General features: G+C 63.6%; 4 protein-coding genes. All 4 read left to right on the top strand.

Annotated features, from left to right (window positions below):
* On the top strand, positions 1–234 hold a 234-nt coding region (locus tag AB0B89_RS35745; protein WP_358562013.1), incomplete at its 5' end, for a hypothetical protein.
* Positions 235–268: 34 nt separating this feature from the next.
* Positions 269–1,093, top strand: a complete 825-nt coding sequence (locus AB0B89_RS35740; protein ID WP_358562010.1) for an endonuclease/exonuclease/phosphatase family protein — start codon at positions 269–271, stop codon at positions 1,091–1,093.
* Between the two features lie 369 nt (positions 1,094–1,462).
* Positions 1,463–2,590, top strand: a complete 1,128-nt coding sequence (locus tag AB0B89_RS35735) for a methyltransferase domain-containing protein (protein ID WP_358562007.1) — start codon at positions 1,463–1,465, stop codon at positions 2,588–2,590.
* 243 nt (positions 2,591–2,833) lie between these two features.
* Positions 2,834–3,085 (top strand): hypothetical protein, encoded by a 252-nt coding sequence (locus tag AB0B89_RS35730; protein ID WP_358562004.1) that lies wholly within the window; start codon positions 2,834–2,836, stop codon positions 3,083–3,085.
* The last annotated feature ends 24 nt before the right edge of the window (positions 3,086–3,109 follow it).

Raw genomic sequence — 3,109 nt, 5'->3', positions numbered from 1 at the left:
GTGCCTTCGCCGAAGGTTTCCGCCTACCGGCACGGCATGGTCGGTGGGGTGCGGGCCTTCACTGTGGATCTGGCCAGGCGGCCGGTCGAGTTGCACTGCAAGCTGCCCGGCCCCAAGGGGACCCAGGAGATTCAGCGGGTCCCCAGCGAGGAGGCTGCCTGCAAGAGGGCTCGGGAGATGCTGGCCGAATTCCTTGACCGGCTCGGCCGCGCATGTCCGTTGCCCCCAGAGTGACCAGTGCTTCGAGACGATCGGGAGAGGTGGTTTCGTGCTGCTGCGGATCATGTCCTGGAACGTGCTGCATGGTGCTCACCGTGAGGGCCGGTGGCCACGCTTGGCGGAGATCATCCGGGCCAACGAGCCCTCGATCGTGTTACTCCAGGAGTGCCGGGGGTGGCTGGAGCGCGATATGAGTCAGGTGATCGCCGCCGAGAACGATCTCGGGATGCGCGTGTGGGTCGGCTTTTCGGCGTCGGGTGGGCATACGGTGCTGGCGCATCGCCGGGATCTGCCGGTGATGGCGTTCGAGAGCAACCCGTACACGCTGTTGCACGGGTATGGTGCGGGCCGGTTCGCGATCCCTGGCCTGCCGGTGCCGCTGGTGGTGATCAGCGCGCACCTGACGCCGTACTCGGTGGATGCTGCGGCGGCGGAGGTGCGAACGCTGGTCGCGAGGGCGTACCGGTATGACGGGCTCGGGGTGATCGGCGGGGATCTGAACAGTTGCCCAGTGGGTGATCCTGAACCCCCGTGGGCTGAGGTTCAGCCGTACAACCGGATGATCCGGTGCCTCCCGCGTGAAACGCCTGACGAGCCGTGGCGGGCTAACACGATCGTCGGGCGCACGTTGACCGATGGCCAGATGATCGACGTTGCCGCTCATCTGGCCGATCTGAGGGGCGATGTGTCTTTGCGGGCGGCTACAGGGCGGGGACGGGTCCGCGTCGACCGGTTCCATGTCACTGCGGCGCTGCGAGACGCGGTGGTCGATTACTGGCGTGTGGACCCGGACGGGGCGAGCGATCATTGGGGCATCGTGACTGTGCTCGACACCGATCGGGTCGATTTGTCTCAGGTCCGCGCCTACACGTGATGCAGGGCCGCTCAAGCGGGGGCGGTGGCGCGGCGGCTTCCCCCAATCCGCGCCGTCGCCCCATCCACTTGCTAGGCATTCCGAGAAAACCATTAGCGCAGAGGAACGTTATTCCGCTGCTCGGAATCGATATTAAACGCATTCGCATAGATCAAGACCTTTTGTCAAAAGCCTCGCCATGCCGAGGTGGCCGAGTTGTGATCGACTCCGCGATCCGGTCCAAGCAGATAGCAGCGCAGCGAAAGGAGATTCATCCATGGGTAAGCATGACGACGGCAAGAAGCCCACAAGCAGGCCGGTGGAGAAGCCGAAGCCGACCGGGGACGGATCGCGTCCGGACAACCCCGGCACTCACGAGAAGAAGGGTAAATGAGTATCGACCGTATCCGGGTACTCGCCGATCAGCTCACGGACCTTGATGATCGGTGGCGGGAAGTTATGCGGGCAGTTCCCCGTCACCTGTTCATCCCGGAGAAGGCGTGGTGCCAAGCTGACCCCGGTTACATGATTGATCGGATCGCCGATTCGGATAAGTGGATGGAGGCCGTGTATTCCGACACGGCGATCATCACGCAGACGGACGACGGCAAGACCGATGTGACCAAGGGAGCGGGCGACTACACCTCGTCGTGTTCCATGCCGAGTGTCGTGGCGGCGGGGCTGGATCTCCTCGGCCCCTACGACGGCGATGAAGTGCTAGAGATCGGCACGGGTACGGGCTGGACTGCGGCGCTGCTGGCGCATCGTCTCGGGGACGACAACGTGACCAGCATCGAGATTGATCCTGCCGTACACAGCACGGCCGCTGAGAACCTGAAGGCTTCGGGACACTCGCCCCGGCTGATTCTGGGAGACGGGGCGAAGGGGTTTCCGGAGGGAGCGCCGTATGACCAGGTACATGTCACCTGCGGTGTAAATGAGGTGCCGTATGCCTGGGTGGAACAGGCCCGTCCCGGTGGGCTGATCGTCCTTCCGTGGATGCCTCGCTGGGAAGGTGGGCATCTGGTCAGGCTGACGGTGGCCGGGGATGGCACGGCGGTGGGGAGATTCCATCGTGGGGTCATGTTCATGCAGATGCGGTCGCAGCGGTGGAGCCTTCCGCAACACGAGGGCGATTACCGTGATTCGGCAACCTATCTCGACCCGCGTCGGGTAGTGCGGTCCTCGTACGGGGCTGAGGTCGCCATAGCGGCGATGCTGCCGGATGTATCCGGTGCGCACGAAGACCAGGACGGCGGCGAGTTTCACTTGTCGTTGTGGTCGGCTGATTCTGATGCTCAGGTGCATTATGCGCCCGAGTATAAGCGCGTCGCGGTTTTGCAAAGAGGGGCACGCGATCTCTGGGGCGAACTACAGGCCGCTTATCTGCGGTGGGTTTCGTGGGGAAGCCCCGATCGTGACCGGTTCGGGATGACGGTCACCCCGGCGGGGCAATTCGTCTGGCTGGACACTCCGGACAACCCTGTTACGGGGTCGAGGGCCGGGCTTAACCGGTAACCGGCCGAGAGAGGCGAGGGCCATGGGCAAGGAGGAAAAGAAGCCAGCGGGTAAGCCAAAGGAAGAGAAGCTTCCGGTGCGAACCCCACAAAAGCCACCTAAGCCATCAGGGAAATAATGCTGGGGCGGCGGCGCGGTCACTCCAATTCCCGTGCCGCCGCTCCTCCATGAGACGGATACGTCGGGTTCACCCGGAGCCCCTGGCGGTCGTAGCCGGGGGTTCTGTCACATAGCGAGGGAGAGATGGAAGAGACGCGCAGTGAGGCCGAGGGCCAGAACGATGCCCAGGAGATCAGTTTCACGATCCAGGTCATGGACGGGAAGGGCACGTGCATGATCCTGGGTTGGCATGCGGCGGCGGGGCAGGATCCGCAGCATGTGATCGAAGCGTGGAAGAAGGCCTGTGGCGAGCCGCAATTCCAGGCGATTCAGCCGGTCCAGCGTCATGAAGATGGCCGCTGGGAGTCTGAGCTGAGTGTGAGATCACAAATTTAGCGAGTTCCGGCCGTTCTCGGTCGT

It is taken from the genome of Sphaerisporangium sp. NPDC049002 (assembly GCF_040649355.1).
In the GTDB taxonomy this organism is placed as follows: Bacteria; Actinomycetota; Actinomycetes; order Streptosporangiales; family Streptosporangiaceae; genus Sphaerisporangium.
This window is presented reverse-complemented; position numbering and strand designations above follow the sequence as displayed.